A 16,520-nucleotide genomic window follows, 5' to 3' on the forward strand; every position below is an offset into this window, starting at 1 on the left:
CCGCCGGGCGTAGCTCGCTGATCGGTCAGTTGGCGTCTGGCCACGGTCGGGGCGGGCTATGCAGGGCGAGAGCTTGGCCGCGTACTGGCCGTGGACAGTAGTAAACGGCCGCCTATGGCCGGACGCACAACAATGGCCCGCAGTCCAGGTCTTGCCTGTTCAGCGGGCCATCTGTGCACTTCGAAAAGAAGTGCCCCCGGCAGGATTCGAACCTGCGCTTTCGCCTCCGGAGGGCGACGCTCTATCCCCTGAGCTACGGGGGCTCGGGTGTTCTGAACACTAGCAGCCGCGCCGTCCGGATGACCAATGCAATGCCGGGCGCCCTCAGTTCTCCGGCTGCACCCGCACCTCGAGGTCGGCCACGTCCTCCTTGTCGCTGCCGGCGATCAGCGCGTCGAGGAAGGCGGCGGCCTCGGCCGCGGCCGTCTCGGCGTCGCCCGCGATGACCGCCTCCACCAGGGCGGAGTGGTCGTCGTCGGCGGGGGCGACGGCGGCCACGTTCAGGCGCACGTTCTCCTGCAGGGCCACCACCAGGTCCTCGTAGAGGTCGGTGAGCACGGGGTTGTGCGATGCCTGGACGATCGCGCGGTGCAGACGTACGTCCCGGGCCACCAGTTCGTCCACGTCGTCCAGCAGGCGGGCGGCCTGGCGGCCGTCGTGCAGTTCGCGCAGGTGGGCGATGTCGGCCTCGGTGCGGCGGCGGGCGGCCAGCCGGGCGGCACCGACCTCGAGGGTGCGGCGGACCTCGAGGACGTCGAGGCGGCGGGCCTTGGCCACCCGGCGGCTGACCGCCCCGGCCAGCTCGCTGGCCGCCAGCACGTAGGTGCCCGAGCCCTGCCGTCGCTCCAGCAGGCCGGCGTGGACCAGGGACTGGACCGCCTCGCGCACGGTGTTGCGGCTGGTGTTGGTCAGCTGCGAGAGCTCGGTCTCGGTGGGGATGCGCTCGCCGACCGCCCACGCGCCGGCGGTGATCTGGGTGCGGAGCTGGTCGATGACCTGGTCGATCAGGCCTGCCCTGCGCGTCGAACGCAACGGGCCGGGTGCCTCACTCACCGGGGCTGACATCGAGTCATCCTACCAATCGCCGATAAAACGGAAGTATCTACTGTGATGCTTGCGCTGCTCTTGGTGCGGGTTAGGCAGAACCGGCCGGTCTGCGGGTCAGAGTGCCACGTCCGGGGCCCACCCGCCGAGCTTCGGCCGGGCTCCAGCCGAAGGGACCAACCGGCGCGCCGGGCCGAACCGGCTGTGCGGCAACGACTCGCCCCGGTCGCGAGCGCCCCCGCCGGGCCGCCGGTAATGCCTGCGACCAGCACCGCCACCAGCGGATACCCTTGCCGGTGTGACTCCCGACGAACTTTCCGCCGCGATCCGGGCGTGCCTGGAGGCCGCCGTCGCTGCCGGTGATCTCACCGTCAGCGTCCCCGCCGAGATCCGGGTCGAGCGACCGAAGCAGCGCGAGCACGGCGACTGGTCCACCAACATCGCCCTGCAGCTGGCCAAGCCGGCCGGCAAGCCGCCGCGCGCGGTCGCCGAGCTGCTCGCGGCGCGCCTGGGCGAACTGCCGGGGATCAAGAGCGTCGACATCGCCGGGCCGGGCTTCCTGAACATCGTGCTGGACGCGGCCTCGGCCGCCGAGCTGGTGCGCACCATCGTCGAGGCCGGTCCTGCCTTCGGGCAGAACCAGCAGCTCGCCGGCACCGTCCTGAACCTGGAGTTCGTCTCGGCCAACCCGACCGGTCCGCTGCACATCGGGCACACCCGGTGGGCCGCGCTCGGCGACGCGCTGGCCCGGGTCCTGACCGCCAGCGGCGCCCAGGTCACCCGCGAGTTCTACGTGAACGACGCGGGTGCCCAGATGGACCGGTTCGGCGGCTCGATCCTGGCCCGGATCAAGGGCACCGAGATCCCCGAGGGCGGTTATCACGGCGAGTACGTGGCCGAGCTGGCGGCCAAGGTGCGCGAACAGCGCCCCGACATCGACGACCTCCCGCTCGCCGAGGCCCAGAACGTGGCCCGGGAGCTCGGGTACGCCATCCAGCTCGCCGAGAACCGCGAGACGCTCGACGGTTTCGGGGTCCAGTTCGACGTCTGGTTCTCCGAGCGCACGCTGCACTCCTCCGGCGCGGTCGACGCCGCCGTGGAACGGCTGCGCGAGCAGGGCCACGTGGAGGACCGGGACGGCGCGGTCTGGCTGCGCACCACCGACTTCGGCGACGACAAGGACCGGGTGCTGGTCAAGGCCGACGGCGAGAAGACGTACTTCGCCGCCGACGCGGCCTACTGGCTCTCGGTGCGCGACCGCGGCTTCCCCAAGAAGATCTACATGCTCGGCGCCGACCACCACGGCTACGTGAACCGGCTGAAGGCGATCGTGGCCTGCGCCGGCGACGACCCGGCGGAGTCGGTCGAGGTGCTGATCGGCCAGCTGGTCAACGTGGGTGGGGCCCGGCTGAGCAAGCGGGCCGGCAACATCATCGAGCTGAAGGACCTGGTCGACTGGCTGGGCCGCGACGCGGTGCGCTACTCGCTGGCCCGGTACCCGGCCGACTCGCCGCTCGCGCTGGACGGTGAGGTGCTGCAGAAGAAGACCAACGACAACCCGGTCTTCTACGTGCAGTACGCCCACGCCCGGCTGTCGTCGCTGGCCAACCAGGCCCGCGAGCACGGCGTGGAGCGCACGGTCTTCGAGCCGGCCCTGCTCGACCACCCCACCGAGAACGAGCTGATCGCCGTGCTGGCGCAGTTCCCGGCGGTGGTGGCGCAGGCCGCCGAGCTGCGGGAACCGCACCGGGTGGCGCGGCATCTGGAGGTCGTCGCCGGGGCCTTCCACAAGTGGTACGACAACTGCCGGGTCACCCCGCGCGGCGAGGACCCGGTGGAGGACCTGCACCGCACCCGGCTCTGGCTGGCCGAGGCCACCCGGCTGGTGCTGGCCAACGGTCTCGATCTGCTCGGCGTGAGCGCGCCCGAGCGAATGTGAGGAACTGAGCATGGGTACGCACGAGGCCGGCGAGCTGCACAGCCCGGGGCACGGCGGGGTAGCGACGGTTCCGGGCTGGCTGCGGCCCCCGGGCGACGTCAACGACCTGCTGCCCGGGCTGTGGGCACAGAGCGTGCACCGCTCCGACGACGGGGTGCTTCAGATCGGCGGGGTCTCGGTGACCGACCTGGCGGCCGAGTTCGGCACCCCCGCCTTCGTCCTCGACGAGGCCGACTTCCGGGCCCGGGCAACGGCTTTCCGCGACGCGTTCGCCTCGGCCTTCGCCGGGGTCGGGGGCGCCGACGTGTACTACGCCGGAAAGGCGTTCCTGTGCACCGAGGTCGCCCGCTGGATCGCCGAGGACGGGTTGTTCCTCGACACCTGCTCCGGCGGTGAGCTGGCCGTCGCCCTGCGCGGCGGGGTGCCGCCGGAGCGGATCGCCCTGCACGGCAACAACAAGCTGCCGAGCGAGATCGACCGGGCGGTCGCGGCCGGGATCGGCCGGATCGTGATCGACTCGATGACCGAGATCGACCGGGTGGCCGAGGCGGCCGCCCGGCACGGCGTGGTCCAGCCGGTCTTCATCCGGGTCACCGTGGGCGTCGAGGCGCACACCCACGAATACGTCTCCACCGCCCACGAGGACCAGAAGTTCGGTCTCTCGCTGGCCGGGGGAGTCGCCGCCCAGGCGATCGCCAAGGTGCTCGCCTCGCCCTCGCTGAAGCTGCTGGGCCTGCACAGCCACATCGGCTCGCAGATCTTCGACACCCAGGGTTTCGAGGTCTCGGCCCGGCGCCTGCTCGGGCTGCACGCCTCGGTCGAGCGCGACCACGGCGTGGCGCTGCCGGAGATCGACCTCGGCGGTGGCTACGGCATCGCCTACACCAGCCAGCACGACCCGCTGGAGGCCAAGCTGCTGGCCGACCAGCTGGCCGACATCGTGCTGCGGGAGTGCCGGGCGCTGCAGATCGCGGTGCCCCGGGTCTCGGTCGAGCCGGGCCGGGCGATCGCCGGCCCGAGCACGTTCACGCTGTACCAGATCGGCACCCTGAAAGACGTCACCATGGACGGCGGCGGCGTACGCCGCTACGTGTCGGTCGACGGCGGGATGAGCGACAACATTCGCACCGCGCTGTACGACGCCGACTACTCCTGCACGCTCGCCTCGCGCTCGTCCGACGCCCCCGCCGCGCTCTGCCGGGTGGTGGGCAAGCACTGCGAGAGCGGTGACATCGTGGTGCGCGACGAGTTCCTGCCGGGCGACCTGACCCCGGGCGACCTGCTCGCGGTGCCCGGTACCGGGGCCTACTGCCGCAGCATGGCCAGCCAGTACAACCACGTTCCCCGCCCGCCGGTGGTGGCGGTGCGCGACGGTAGGGCCCGGGTGATCGTGCGCCGCGAGACCGAAGAGGACATCCTCGCCCTCGACGTGGTCTAGAAGAACCAGACCACCGACTATGGACGTCCGTGAGCGCCTTGGTGCCCACGGGCGTCCATTGTTTGTGGTCGAGTAAGTCTGGATAATGACGAAGGTGACCCGACCGTCTGCCGGAGTGCCGCGGGCCCTGCGCCGGCTGGGCACCGATCTGGCCACCTGGCGGCGTATCCGCAAGCTGACCGTCGAGGAACTCTCCCAGCGCTCGGGCGTCGGTATCGCCACCATCACCAGGCTGGAGGCCGGGCAGGGGGCACCGCTGGAGCACGTGTTCCGGGTCGCCTCGGTGCTCGGCGTGGCCGAGGTGCTGGCCACCGCCCTCACCCCCCGCAACGTCCTGGCCCGGGCCACGCCACCGGCACCTCCCGGAACACCCCCACAAGCCTGAGCGGTGTGGCGTAGTTCAACTGCGCCCACTGTCCGGCTCAAGCCGGCGTTCCTAAGCTGGGGGTATGAGCGCCGCGCCGCTGCAACCGCCGCCGGATCTGCCCCTGGCCGGGCTGTTCGACCCGGCCGAGCCGGCCCAATGGCACCGCCTGGTCGCATCTGCCCTGGTGAAGGCCGGCCGGATGACTCCGGACGACGATCCGGCGCAGGCCGTGAGCCGGCTGACCAGCACCACTTACGACGGCATCGGGATCCGCCCGCTGTACACCCGGGACGACGCGGTGGCCGAGGACGCGATCGGCGTTCCCGGGCTGGCCCCGTTCGTGCGTGGGTCGCGGGCGGCCGGAACCGTGCCCTACGGCTGGGACATCCGCCAGCGTCATCTCGACCCCGACCCAGAGGTCACCCACGAGGCGGTGATGGCCGATCTGGAGAACGGCGTCACCTCGCTCTGGCTCACCCTGGGCCAGGGCGGGCTGCCGCTGGGCAGTCTGTCGCAGGTGCTGAACGGGGTGCTGCTCGACCTGGCCCCGGTGGTGCTGGACGCCGGCGCCGACACCGAGGCTGCGGCCGAAGAGTTCCTGACCTTGCTCGACGGTATCGCCGGCGCCGGTGGCAACCTCGGCGCCGACCCGATCGGCCTGCGCGCCCGGCTCGGCGCCGGCCACACTCCCGACCTGGCGCTGCTGCCCAGGCTGGCCGAGCGCGCCACCGGCACTGCCCTGCGGGTGGCCACGGTCGACGCCACCGTGTATCACGACGCCGGAGCCTCGGACGCGCAGGAACTGGGCGCCTCGCTGGCCACCGGCGTGGCTTACCTGCGGGCCCTGACCGAGGCCGGGATCGGCACCGCCGACGCCTTCGCCCAGCTCGAGTTCCGCTACGCCGCGAATGCCGACCAGTTCCTGACCATCGCCAAACTCCGTGCTGCCCGCCGTCTCTGGGCCCGGGTGGCCGAGGTCTGCGGGTTGGAGGAGCAGCTGGGCGACCCGGCCTCGGCGAACCGGCTGGGGCAGCGGCAGCACGTGGTCACGTCGTCGGCGATGATGAGCCGCCGCGACCCCTGGGTGAACCTGCTGCGCACCACGCTCGCCGCTTTCGGGGCCGGTGTGGGCGGGGCCGACTCGGTCACGGTGCAGCCGTTCGACGCGGCGATCGGCCTGCCCGACGCGTTCTCCCGCCGGATCGCCCGCAACACGTCGTCGCTGCTGGTGATGGAGTCGCACCTGGCCCGGGTGATCGACCCGGCCGGGGGCTCCTGGTACGTGGAGCAGATCACCGAGGAGCTCGCCCGCGCCGCGTGGGAGCAGTTCACCTCCATCGAGGCCGAGGGTGGGATGGCGGCTGCGCTCGGGACCGGCCGCCTCGCCGCCGAGATCGACCAGGTCTGGCAGAGGCGGGCCAAGCGACTGGCCCACCGCAAAGACCCACTCACCGGCGTAAGTGAGTTCCCGAACCTTTCCGAGCCCACACTCGTCCGTAAGCCTCTGCCCGAGAAGCCCCACGGGGGGCTGCCGGTGCACCGCTACGCCGAGGAGTACGAGGCCCTGCGGGACAGTGCCGAAGCGCAGACCGGGGCGCCCGAGGTCTTCCTGGTCACCATCGGCCCGGTCGCCGTGCACACCGCCCGGGCCACCTTCGCCGCCAACCTCTTTCAGGCCGGTGGGTTGCAGACTCCGAGCGGCGACGTGGAGGCGTTCCGGGCCAGCGGGGCCACGATCGCCTGCCTGGCCTCCAGCGACAAGGTCTACGCCGAGCAGGCGCAGGCCGTGGCCGAGGCCCTGAAAGAGGCGGGCGCACAGCATGTCCTGCTCGCCGGGAAGCCGGGCGAGTACCCGGCGGTCGACGACTACGTGTTCATGGGGGTGGATGCCCTGGCGGTGCTGCGGGATCTCCACCGGCGGATCGGCATCGGGAGCTGACGAGAATGGCCATTCCCAACTTCGCGGACGTGCCGCTCGGGCAACCGCACGCATCCGGCGACTGGGCCGCGGCGCTGAAGGCGCAGGGGCAGCAGGACGCCGCCGAACTGCTCTGGCGCACGCCCGAGGGGATTGACGTCAAGCCCCTCTACACCGGGGCTGACCTGCAGGGTCTCGACTTCCTGGACACCTACCCGGGGATCGCGCCCTACCTGCGGGGGCCCTACCCGGCGATGTACGTGACGCAGCCGTGGACGATCCGCCAGTACGCCGGTTTCTCCACCGCGGCCGCCTCCAACGCCTTCTACCGGCGCAACCTGGCGGCCGGGCAGAAGGGCCTCAGTGTGGCCTTCGACCTGGCCACGCACCGCGGCTACGACTCCGACAACCCGCGGGTGACGGGCGATGTCGGCATGGCCGGGGTGGCGATCGACTCGATCCTGGACATGCGCCAGCTCTTCGACGGCATCCCGCTGGACCGGATGTCGGTCTCGATGACCATGAACGGCGCCGTGCTGCCGGTGCTCGCGCTCTACGTGGTGGCGGCCGAGGAGCAGGGGGTGAGGCCGGAGCAGCTGGCCGGCACCATCCAGAACGACATCCTCAAAGAGTTCATGGTGCGCAACACCTACATCTACCCGCCCGCCCCGTCGATGCGGATCATCAGCGACATCTTCGCCTTCACCTCGGCGAACATGCCCAAGTTCAACTCGATCTCGATCTCCGGCTACCACATTCAGGAAGCCGGGGCGACCGCCGACCTGGAGCTGGCGTACACGCTGGCCGACGGGGTCGAGTACCTGCGCGCGGGGGTCGGGACAGGGCTCGGGGTCGACGTGTTCGCGCCCAGACTGTCGTTCTTCTGGGCGATCGGCATGAACTTCTTCATGGAGGTGGCGAAACTCCGTGCCGCCCGCCTGCTCTGGGCCCGGCTGGTGCGCGAGTTCGAGCCCAAGAATGCCAAATCGCTGAACCTGCGCACCCATTCGCAGACAAGTGGCTGGTCGCTGACCGCGCAGGACGTGTACAACAACGTGATCCGCACCTGCGTAGAGGCGATGGCCGCCACCCAGGGCCACACCCAGTCGCTGCACACCAACGCCCTCGACGAGGCGCTGGCCCTGCCCACCGACTTCTCCGCCCGGATCGCCCGCAACACCCAGCTGCTGCTCCAGCAGGAGTCCGGCACCACCCGGGTGGCCGACCCGTGGGGCGGCAGCGCCTACGTCGAGCGCCTCACCTACGACCTGGCCCGTAAGGCCTGGCAGCACATCGAAGAGGTGGAGAAGGCCGGCGGCATGGCCAAGGCCATCGACGAGGGCCTGCCCAAGCTGCGGATCGAGGAGGCGGCGGCCCGCACCCAGGCCCGGATCGACTCCGGCCGTCAGCCGGTGATCGGGGTGAACACCTTCCGCCCCACCGCTGATCAGGCAGGGGACCCGATCGAGGTATTGAAGATCGACAACGCCCAGGTGCGGGCCGAGCAGATCGAGAAGCTGCGCCGGCTGCGCGAGGAGCGCGACCCCGAAGCCGCCGACGCGGCGTTGCAGCACCTCACCAACGCTGCCGAACGCAACGACGGCAACCTGCTCGACCTGGCCGTCCGGGCGGCCCGGGCGCACGCCACCGTCGGTGAGATCTCCGACGCCCTGGAGAAGGTCTACGGCCGGCACACCGGCCAGATCCGTACCATTTCCGGTGTGTACCGGGACGAGGCGGCGGGGGCAGGCAACGTGGAGGCGGTGCGCACCGCCACCGCCGAGTTCGAGAACGCGGAGGGCCGCCGGCCCCGCATCCTGGTGGCCAAGATGGGCCAGGACGGCCACGACCGGGGGCAGAAGGTGATCGCCTCGGCGTTCGCCGACCTCGGCTTCGACGTGGATGTGGGCCCGCTGTTCCAGACCCCGGAAGAGGTCGCCCTGCAGGCGGTCGAGGCCGACGTGCACGTGGTCGGCGTCTCCTCGCTGGCGGCCGGGCACCTCACCCTCGTGCCGGCGCTGCGGGAGCAGCTCGAGGCGCTGGGCCGGCCCGACATCCTGATCGTCTGCGGCGGGGTGATCCCGCCGGGCGACTACGAGCAGCTCCGGCGTGACGGGGCCAGCGCCATCTTCGGCCCGGGCACGGTGATCGCCGACGCCGCCCTCGACCTGCTGGGCACCCTGGCCGACCGCCTGGGCCACACCGCCGGAGCATAGGCTGACGACCATGGCTGAGGCATGTACACACCTGGACCAGATTCACGAGGTCACGCCCAGCGCGGCCGGCTGCGAGGACTGCCTGAGGAGCGGCGGTACCTGGGTGCACCTGCGGCTGTGCCGCACCTGCGGGCACATGGGCTGCTGCGACTCCTCGCCGGCCAAGCACGCCACCGCGCACTTCCACGCCCAGGAGCACCCGGTTGTGCAGTCGGCCGAGCCGGGGGAGAGCTGGCTGTGGTGCTACTCCGACGAAGTGGCCTTCGAACTGCGATGAACCAGGCATGAGCACCCGGGCCACCCGGCCGCCGTTCGACCTGCAGGAGGCGGCCGGGCAGATCCGGGCCGGTTCCCGGGCCTGGATCGCCCGGGCGATCACCCTGGTCGAGTCGACCCGGCCCGACCACCGGCGCCTGGCCCAGGAGCTGCTGACGAACCTGGCCCAGGACACCCCGCCGACCATCCGGGTCGGGGTCACCGGGGTGCCGGGGGCGGGCAAGTCCACGTTCATCAACGCGCTCGGCGGCCGGCTGATCGACGCCGGGCACGCGGTGGCGGTGCTCGCGGTCGACCCCTCCTCCACCCGCACCGGCGGCAGCATCCTGGGGGACAAGACCCGGATGACCAGGCTGGCCAGCGATCCGAAGGCGTTCGTGCGGCCCTCGCCGAGCGCCGGCACGCTGGGCGGGGTGGCCCGGGCGACCCGCGAGGCGATGGTGGTGCTGGAGGCGGCCGGCTACGACGTGGTGATCGTCGAGACGGTCGGGGTGGGGCAGTCCGAGACCACGGTGGCCGAGATGGTCGACACGTTCCTCCTGCTCACCCTGGCCCGCTCGGGCGACCAGCTGCAGGGGATCAAGAAGGGCGTGCTCGAGCTGGCCGACGTGATCGCGGTGAACAAGGCCGACGGCAAGCACGAGAGCGAGGCCTGGAAGGCGGCCCGCGAGCTCAGCGGAGCGCTGCACCTGATCGGCACGGCCGACGAGGCCTGGCAGCCGCCGGTGCTTACCTGCTCGGCGCAGGAGGGCAGCGGGCTCGACGAGGTCTGGGCCCAGGTGCTCGCGCATCGTTCGGCGCTCGGCGAAGGGCTGGCGCACAAGCGCCGGCAGCAGCTGATCGGGTGGACGTGGGCGATGGTGCGCGATTCGCTGCTGACCGAGCTGCGTGAGTCCGGGCCGGTGCGGGAGCTGACACCGCAGGTCGAGGCGCAGGTGCTGGCCGGGTCGCTGGCGCCTACGGCTGCGGCCGAGCAGATTCTGGCCGCGCTGCGGGGCACTGAACCGGCTTAGCCCTCGACCTCACGTTTGGGGTCTTGGGGATCGTCTTCCCGGGTGGGTGGGGGCTGGGGACGGCCTTATTACGGTGAACTCAGACCGCTCTCAAGCTGGTCACAGCGGGTACCTGTGAGAATGCCGGGATGAGTTCCGAGCACGGCTGGCGGTTCGCCGCTGCCTCGGCCCCCCGGCGGCTGCTGCCCTCGGTGCGGGCGCGCTCCACCGTGTCCGCGGTCCTGGTGGTCGGCATGGCGCTCGGCCTGGCCGGCGGGCTGATCTTCTACGTGCTGCAGCGCAGCCTGATCAGCGGGCTGAACCAGGCCGCCGACGCGCGGCTGACCGAGGTCGAGGGCCGGCTGGACCTGGTCGGTGAGGGAACGCTGGACGAGGAGCTGAAGAAGGCCCAGAACCAGCGCACCGGGCAGTGGGTGCAGGTGCTCAAGGGCGAGGACATCGTCTCCAGCTCCAGCTACGACGCGGTCCAGCACCCGATCACCGGCCTGCGCCCGGCGATCGGCGAGACCGTGCGGGAGGAGGCCGGCGTGTTCAAGATCTTCGACACCGACCGGCCGTTCCTGGTGGTCGCCCGGGGGGTGGAGTACAGCGGCCAGAAGGACACGATCATGGTCGCCACCTTCCTGGACTGGCAGCGGCGCACCGTGGTGATCGTGATGGGCCTGATGGCCGTCGCCTTCCCGTTGCTGCTCGCCGCGGTCGGGGCGGTGGTCTGGGTGCTGCTCGGGCGGGCCCTGCGCCCGGTCGAGGAGATCCGCTCGCAGGTGGCCCGGATCGACGAACGCGACCTGGAGGACCGGGTGCCGATCCCGCCGACCCGCGACGAGATCGCCCGGCTGGCGATCACCATGAACGAGATGCTCGACCGGCTGCAGGCCGCCCAGACCGCGCAGCGCCAGTTCGTCGCCGACGCCAGTCACGAGCTGCGCAGCCCGCTGGCCACGCTGTCGGCGACCCTCGAGGTGGCCGACGCCGACGTCACCGGCCGGGCCTGGGCCGAGCTGCGCCCGGTGCTGCAGAACGAGACCGAGCGGATGGGCGTGCTGGTGCAGAACCTGCTGCTGCTGGCCCGGGCCGACGACCAGGGGCTGAAGCTGGTCTCGGTCGAGGTGGACCTGGACGACCTGGTGCTCGAGGAGGCCCGCCGGCTGCGCAGCTCGTCCGGGCTGGAGGTGCCGGTCTCGATCACCCCGGTACGCATCATGGGCGACCCGCACAAGCTCGGCCAGGTGCTGCGCAACCTGGTGGACAATGCGGCCCGCTACGCCGAGACCACCGTGGCCCTGGGCCTGGCCGTCTCCGGCTCGACCGCGCTGATCATGGTGGACGACGACGGGCCGGGGATCGCGGCGGCCGACCGGGACCGGGTGTTCGAGCGTTTCGTCCGGCTGGACGAGAGCCGCGACCGGGCCAGCGGGGGGGCCGGGCTGGGGCTGCCGATCGTGCGTGAGGTGGTGCGCGGGCACGACGGTGAGGTCGCCCTGGGGGTGTCGCCGTACGGCGGGGCGCGGTTCCAGGTGCAGTTGCCGATCACCATCCCGGCCGACGAGATGGAGCCGCTGCCGGGCGAGACCGGTGAGATCCCCCTGGCCGAACTCACCACCGGGCCGGGGGAGCAGCGCGACTGAGAGGTCACCCGAACGGGTGGTTCTGGTCGCGAAGAACCCGACCAGGACAGGACCTAAGGACGTCCTCGGTCGGGTTGTTCGCGCGTCAGCCTCCGGTGGTGGAGAGTCGGTAGCCCATCCCGCGCACCGTCTCGATCGCCCGGCGCTCGAACGGGGCGTCGATCTTGCGGCGCAGGTAGCGGATGTAGACCTCGACCACGTTGGGGTCGCCGTCGAACGCCGGGTCCCAGACCCCTTCCAGGATCTCGCTCTTGGTGACGACGTCGCCCTTGTGCTGCATCAGGAACTCCAGCAGGCCGTACTCGCGCGGCGTGAGCGAGATCTCGTTCCCGGCCCGCTCCACCCGCCGGCGCACCGGGTCGAGGGTGAGGTCGCCACAGGCCAGCACGACCGGGCGTTCCGGCGCGCCGCGCCGGATCAGCGCCCGCAGCCGGGCCACCAGCACGATGAAACTGAAGGGCTTGGTGAGGTAGTCGTCGGCGCCCAGGTCGAACGCGTCGGTCTGGTCGTAGTCACCGTCTTTCGCGGTGAGCATCAGCACCGGGGTCCAGATCTCGCGCCGGCGCAGCTCGGCCAGCACCTGGTAGCCGTTGCCGCGCGGCAGCATGATGTCCAGAACGACTGCGTCGAAACGCTTCTCGGTGGCCGCCCAGAGCGCGTCCTGGCCGTTGTGGGCGACCTCGACGACGAATCCCTCGTCGGTCAGGCCACGCCGGATCGTCTCAGCCAGTGGACGTTCGTCGTCGACGATCAGTACCCGCACGGTCCTCCTCGGTCAGACCTGCAAAGATACTTGCCGAGACGGTGTCCGGTCGCGTGAACTCAGCACGGTCTCAGGCCGCAGGACGGGCCGTCATTCTCACATGTCGAGACAATACACACTAGTCAGGGGAGTCAGGGTGGAGCCGCTCAAGGTCGCGCTGCTGGGGTGCGGGTCGGTCGGGACGCAGGTCGCCCGGCTCCTCGGCACGCACGCGGAAGAACTGGCCCAGCGGGCCGGTGCACCGCTGCAGCTGACCGGGATCGCGGTGCGCACGCTGGAGGCCGACCGCGGCCCCGGCATCGACCCGGCGCTGCTCACCACCGACGCCCCCGAACTGATCAAGCGCGCCGACCTGGTGATCGAGCTGATCGGCGGGATCGAGCCGGCCCGCACGCTGATCCTGCAGGCCCTGTCGTCCGGGGCCTCGGTGGTCACCGGTAACAAGGCGCTGCTGGCCGAGCACGGTCCCGAGCTCTACGAGGCGGCCGACCGCGGTGGCGTCGAGCTCTACTACGAGGCCGCCGTGGCCGGGGCGATCCCGCTGCTGCGCCCGATCCGCGAGTCGCTGGCCGGTGACCGGGTGCGGCGGGTGCTCGGCATCGTCAACGGCACCACCAACTACGTGCTCGACAAGATGGACACGGCGGGTCTCGACTTCGCCGCCGCGGTCGCCCAGGCGCAGGACCTGGGGTACGCCGAGGCCGACCCGACCGCCGACGTCGAGGGTTACGACGCGGCGGCCAAGGCCGCGATCCTGGCCTCGCTGGCGTTCCACACCCGGGTGCACGCCGACGACGTGCACCGCGAGGGCATCACCGAGGTCACCGCGGGCGACGTGGCCTCGGCCAAGCAGATCGGCGCGGTGGTCAAGCTCCTGGCGATCTGCGAGCGCACGGTCGCGGCCGACGGTTCCGAGGGGGTCTCGGTCCGCGTGCACCCCGCGATGATCCCGGCCTCGCACCCGCTGGCCAGTGTGCGGGAGGCGTTCAACGCCGTGTTCGTCGAGGCCGAGGCCGCCGGCGAGCTGATGTTCTACGGCCGCGGCGCGGGCGGTCTGCCCACCGCCAGTGCGGTTCTGGGCGACCTGGTCTCGGCCGCGCGCAACCGGGTGGCCGGCAGCCGCGGCCCGGGGGAGTCGTACTACGCGCAGCTGCCGTTGCGGCCGATGGGCGAGGTGGTCACCCGCTACCACATCAGCCTGGCCGTCGCCGACCGTCCCGGCGTGCTCGCCACGGTCGCCAAAGTCATTGCCGAGCACGGGGTCTCGATCGAGACCGTGCGGCAGCAGCAGATCCCGGCCGACCGTTCGCAGGCCGGTGCGCACAACAGTGCCTCGCTCGTGGTGGTCACCCACTCGGCCACCGAGGCGGCACTGGAAGCAACCGTCTCGGCGCTGGCCGGGCTGGACATCGTGACCGCCGTGGTCGGCGTCATGCGGGTCGAGGGTGAGGACTGATGGCACATCTGTGGCGCGGCGTCGTCGAGGAGTACCGGGACCGGCTGCCGATCCTGGGCGACGCCCCGGCGGTGACGCTCGGCGAGGGGGGCACGCCGCTGGTGCGGGCCCGGGCCCTGTCGGAGCACACCGGCTGCGAGGTCTGGCTGAAGTGTGAGGGGGTCAACCCGACCGGCTCGTTCAAGGACCGCGGGATGACGGCGGCGATGACCGCCGCGGCCGCGGCCGGCGCCAAGGTGGTGATCTGCGCCTCCACCGGCAACACCTCGGCGAGTGCGGCCGCGTACGCCACCGCCGCCGGGATGACCTGCGCGGTGCTGGTGCCGGACGGCAAGATCGCGATGGGCAAGCTGGCCCAGGCGATCGCCCACGGCGCCCAGCTGCTGCAGGTCGACGGCAACTTCGACGACTGCCTGACGGTGGCCCGTAAGCTCGCCGAGGCCTACCCGGTCGAGCTGGTGAACTCGGTCAACCCGGCCCGGATCGAGGGCCAGAAGACGGCCGCGTTCGAGGTCGTCGACGTGCTCGGCGACGCGCCGGACATCCACTGCCTGCCGGTCGGCAACGCCGGCAACATCACCGCCTACTGGCGCGGGTACCGGGAGTACGCGGCCGAGGGTTCCCCGGCCTCCAAGACCCCGAAGATGTGGGGCTTCCAGGCCGCCGGCGCCGCCCCGATCGTGCTCGGGCACCCGGTCGACCAGCCCGAGACGGTGGCCACCGCCATCCGGATCGGCAACCCGGCCTCCTGGTCGCAGGCGGTCGAGGCGCGCGACGCCTCCGGCGGCCGGATCGACGCGATCGACGACCCGGCCATCCTGGCCGCGCACCGCTGGCTCTCGGCCCGCGAAGGGGTGTTCGTCGAGCCGGGTTCCGCCGCCTCGGTGGCGGGCCTGCTGCAGACCCACGCCGCCGGTGAGCTGGCCCCCGGCCAGACCGTGGTGTGCACGGTGACCGGGCACGGCCTGAAGGACCCGCAGTGGGCCCTGAAGGACGCGAACGGCGAGCCGGTGCAGCCGACCCGGATCCAGGTCGACGTGGTCAGCATCGCCTCGGCCCTCGGGCTGGCCTGATGACGGTCGGGTCGGCCTCCGCAACATCCGGTGAACTGCTGATGAACCGCCGCGCCACCGTGCGGGTCCCGGCCACCAGCGCCAACCTGGGCCCCGGGTTCGACAGCCTGGGCCTGGCGCTGACCGTGCACGACGTGGTCACCCTGAGCCTGGCTCCGGCCGGGCTCGAGGTGAGCGTCGAGGGGGAGGGCGAGGCCGGGGTCCCGCTGACCGAGGAGCACCTGGTGGTGCGCGCCGTGCGGGCCGCCTTCGACCACGTCGGGGTGCCGCAGCCGGGGATCCGGCTGCACTGCGCCAACCGCATCCCGCACGGCCGGGGCCTGGGGTCCTCGGCCGCCGCGGTGGTGGCCGGGCTGGTCGCGGCCCGCGGCTGCCTGGCCGAGCCGGAGGCGCTCGACGACGCCACGGTCCTGGCCCTGGCCACCTCGTTCGAGGGGCACCCGGACAACGCCGCCGCGGCCCTGCTGGGCGGCTGCACGATCTCCTGGCACTCGCACAGCGGGGTGCCGCGGGCCGAGCGGCTCGACGTGCGCACCGATCTCGACCCGGTGGTCTGCGTGCCCTCGGGCGAGCTGTCCACCACCACCGCCCGCGCCATGCTGCCGGCGCTGGTCGCCCACCCGGACGCCTCGTTCAACGCCGGCCGGGCCGCGCTGCTGGTGCACGCCCTGACCCGCCGGCCGGACCTGTTGCTCGAGGCCACCGAAGACCGGCTGCACCAGGCCCAGCGCGCGCCGGCCATGCCGGAGACCGCCGATCTGGTGCACCGGGTGCGGGAACTCGGGGCGGCGGCGGTGGTTTCCGGCGCGGGCCCGACGGTCCTGGTGCTCGGCCGCCGGGGCGAGGCGCTGAACGCGGTGAACTCCGCGCTGACCGGTCCGGCCGCGCACCGCTGGAAGGTGCTGCAGCCGGGAATCGACACGGTGGGTTCGCTGCTGGCTACAGAAGGCGAATAGTCCGGCCGAGTAAGCTGCGGTGCGGCCGGGTCGGGGGCCCGCCGTCTCCGCCGGGACCGGGCAAACACGGTTTTCGGACGGGATCGGCAGCTTGGGCTGATTCCGGTTCTTCGTTCTGGGCCCCGCCGGTGTTACAGTACGTGTGCAGTCGCTGAGATGCCGGTTCGTTCAGGCACACGCGCTGTACTCCGCCGCTCATTTCAGTCTTCGTGCCTGCGTGCACGGAGCGCGGCGTACAACCATCCGGATTCTCCGGGTGCAAACCCGCTGGTCGTGACTGTATCGCGGCCGAGGAGGGGGAAGACCTTTCGTGACAGATACCACCGAGATGTCGACGTCCGCTGTCGATCTCTCCACGCTCCGCCTGCCGCAGCTCCAGGCCGTCGCCTCGCAGCTGGGGATCAACGGCACGGCCCGGATGCGTAAGGCCGAG

The 16,520-nt window shown here is 71.7% G+C and carries 14 protein-coding genes and 1 tRNA gene; 12 read left to right on the forward strand and 3 right to left on the reverse strand.

Going from position 1 to position 16,520, the window contains the following annotated elements; genetic code table 11:
* Positions 1-191: 191 nt before the first annotated feature.
* Positions 192-263: transfer RNA gene (locus LWF15_RS29600), tRNA-Arg, on the reverse strand.
* Between the two features lie 61 nt (positions 264-324).
* The gene (locus LWF15_RS29605) at positions 325-1,065 is read right to left on the reverse strand and encodes a FadR/GntR family transcriptional regulator (protein WP_232814260.1); all 741 of its coding nucleotides are present in this window, start codon (positions 1,063-1,065) and stop codon (positions 325-327) included.
* A gap of 277 nt (positions 1,066-1,342) precedes the next feature.
* Between LWF15_RS29605 and argS the strand changes: the two genes are divergently transcribed.
* The 8 genes from argS to LWF15_RS29645 all read left to right on the forward strand — a co-directional run bounded on the left by argS (position 1,343) and on the right by LWF15_RS29645 (position 11,839).
* Positions 1,343-2,983, forward strand: a complete 1,641-nt coding sequence (argS, locus tag LWF15_RS29610) for an arginine--tRNA ligase (RefSeq protein ID WP_232814261.1) — start codon at positions 1,343-1,345, stop codon at positions 2,981-2,983.
* Positions 2,984-2,993: 10 nt separating this feature from the next.
* Positions 2,994-4,421 carry a diaminopimelate decarboxylase gene (gene lysA, locus LWF15_RS29615; RefSeq protein ID WP_232814262.1) on the forward strand — a complete coding sequence of 476 codons (1,428 nt, stop codon included), beginning with the start codon at positions 2,994-2,996 and terminating at the stop codon, positions 4,419-4,421.
* A 94-nt stretch (positions 4,422-4,515) separates the two neighbouring features.
* Positions 4,516-4,806 (forward strand): helix-turn-helix domain-containing protein, encoded by a 291-nt coding sequence (locus LWF15_RS29620; protein WP_232814263.1) that lies wholly within the window; start codon positions 4,516-4,518, stop codon positions 4,804-4,806.
* A gap of 64 nt (positions 4,807-4,870) precedes the next feature.
* Positions 4,871-6,727 carry a methylmalonyl-CoA mutase subunit beta gene (locus tag LWF15_RS29625; RefSeq protein ID WP_232814264.1) on the forward strand — a complete coding sequence of 619 codons (1,857 nt, stop codon included), beginning with the start codon at positions 4,871-4,873 and terminating at the stop codon, positions 6,725-6,727.
* A 5-nt stretch (positions 6,728-6,732) separates the two neighbouring features.
* Positions 6,733-8,922 (forward strand): methylmalonyl-CoA mutase, encoded by a 2,190-nt coding sequence (gene scpA, locus LWF15_RS29630; protein ID WP_232814265.1) that lies wholly within the window; start codon positions 6,733-6,735, stop codon positions 8,920-8,922.
* A gap of 10 nt (positions 8,923-8,932) precedes the next feature.
* A complete protein-coding gene (locus tag LWF15_RS29635) occupies positions 8,933-9,199 on the forward strand; it encodes a UBP-type zinc finger domain-containing protein (protein ID WP_232814266.1) in 267 nt (88 codons plus the stop codon).
* Between the two features lie 7 nt (positions 9,200-9,206).
* Complete coding sequence (gene meaB / locus LWF15_RS29640; RefSeq protein ID WP_232814267.1) at positions 9,207-10,211, forward strand: methylmalonyl Co-A mutase-associated GTPase MeaB; 1,005 nt, start codon at positions 9,207-9,209, stop codon at positions 10,209-10,211.
* 128 nt (positions 10,212-10,339) lie between these two features.
* Positions 10,340-11,839 carry a sensor histidine kinase gene (locus LWF15_RS29645; protein ID WP_232814268.1) on the forward strand — a complete coding sequence of 500 codons (1,500 nt, stop codon included), beginning with the start codon at positions 10,340-10,342 and terminating at the stop codon, positions 11,837-11,839.
* Positions 11,840-11,924: 85 nt separating this feature from the next.
* Here the strand turns inward: LWF15_RS29645 and LWF15_RS29650 are convergent, their stop codons facing one another.
* The gene (locus LWF15_RS29650) at positions 11,925-12,602 is read right to left on the reverse strand and encodes a response regulator transcription factor (protein ID WP_232814269.1); all 678 of its coding nucleotides are present in this window, start codon (positions 12,600-12,602) and stop codon (positions 11,925-11,927) included.
* 100 nt (positions 12,603-12,702) lie between these two features.
* Between LWF15_RS29650 and LWF15_RS29655 the strand changes: the two genes are divergently transcribed.
* From LWF15_RS29655 to LWF15_RS38285, 4 genes are all read left to right on the forward strand, one after another.
* Complete coding sequence (locus LWF15_RS29655) at positions 12,703-14,058, forward strand: homoserine dehydrogenase (RefSeq protein ID WP_269811045.1); 1,356 nt, start codon at positions 12,703-12,705, stop codon at positions 14,056-14,058.
* Positions 14,058-15,131 carry a threonine synthase gene (thrC, locus tag LWF15_RS29660; RefSeq protein ID WP_232814271.1) on the forward strand — a complete coding sequence of 358 codons (1,074 nt, stop codon included), beginning with the start codon at positions 14,058-14,060 and terminating at the stop codon, positions 15,129-15,131. The genes LWF15_RS29655 and thrC overlap by 1 nt, the downstream gene beginning before the upstream one ends.
* The gene (gene thrB / locus LWF15_RS29665; RefSeq protein ID WP_232814272.1) at positions 15,131-16,087 is read left to right on the forward strand and encodes a homoserine kinase; all 957 of its coding nucleotides are present in this window, start codon (positions 15,131-15,133) and stop codon (positions 16,085-16,087) included. Before thrC ends, thrB begins: the two co-directional genes overlap by 1 nt.
* 328 nt (positions 16,088-16,415) lie before the next feature.
* Positions 16,416-16,520: Rho termination factor N-terminal domain-containing protein (locus tag LWF15_RS38285; protein ID WP_408624281.1), on the forward strand; the 105-nt coding region annotated here is incomplete at its 3' end.

It is taken from the genome of Kineosporia rhizophila, assembly GCF_021277265.1.
Lineage (GTDB): Bacteria > Actinomycetota > Actinomycetes > Actinomycetales > Kineosporiaceae > Kineosporia > Kineosporia rhizophila.